The sequence below is a fragment of the Blastomonas sp. UPD001 genome (assembly GCF_003426715.1).
Classification (GTDB): Bacteria; Pseudomonadota; Alphaproteobacteria; order Sphingomonadales; family Sphingomonadaceae; genus Blastomonas.
The window spans coordinates 1-625 of the sequence record NZ_QKVT01000027.1 but is presented as its reverse complement, the minus strand read 5'-3'; the positions used below and the strand labels follow the sequence as shown (position 1 = coordinate 625).

1 protein-coding gene is annotated in these 625 nt (G+C 38.7%); it reads right to left on the bottom strand.

The genetic code is table 11. The annotated features are described in order from the left end of the window. Positions 1-163: 163 nt before the first annotated feature. A partial coding sequence (locus DM995_RS22945; protein WP_286164970.1) for an AIR synthase-related protein occupies positions 164-625 on the bottom strand: 462 nt, incomplete at its 5' end.

Below are 625 nucleotides of genomic sequence, written 5' to 3'. Positions count from 1 at the left end.
TTTATTAATGCAACATTTTAATCGTGTCAGTCCAGTAGGGTGTGTTAGACGCCTAATTTAATATCGTTTTTCATGAAAAACATGATTTGAGCGCCTAACGCACCATGGTATCAGCGGTGCGTTAGGCTAAAGCCATAACGCACCCTACGTAACATAAATATTATTAACAAATACGTGGGAGTTGATCGCCGACAAGCATATCAACAATTCGTTCAGCATCAAAAAGAGTTTTTAATAAAACAATTCCTGCTGGTGAGGGAATTACTTCCCCGATTATACAAGCATCTTTTCCGGCGGGATGGGATTTCATGGCTGATAAAACTGTGTCAGCATGTTCGTTTTTGACTACTATAACTAATTTTCCTTCATTCGCTAAATACAACGGATCTAAACCTAAGATTTCGCAAACTCCTTTTACTTCTTCTCGAATTGGAATTGATTGTTCATCAAGGCGAATTGCGACATTTGAACTGAGGGAAAATTCATTTAATACAGTAGCTAAACCGCCGCGTGTAGCATCCCGCATTGCATGAATTTCGGGACAAACATCAAGGATAGTTTTGACTAAATCGTGTAATGGCTGACAGTCACTTTCTATATTCGTTTCTAATGCTAATTCTCCACG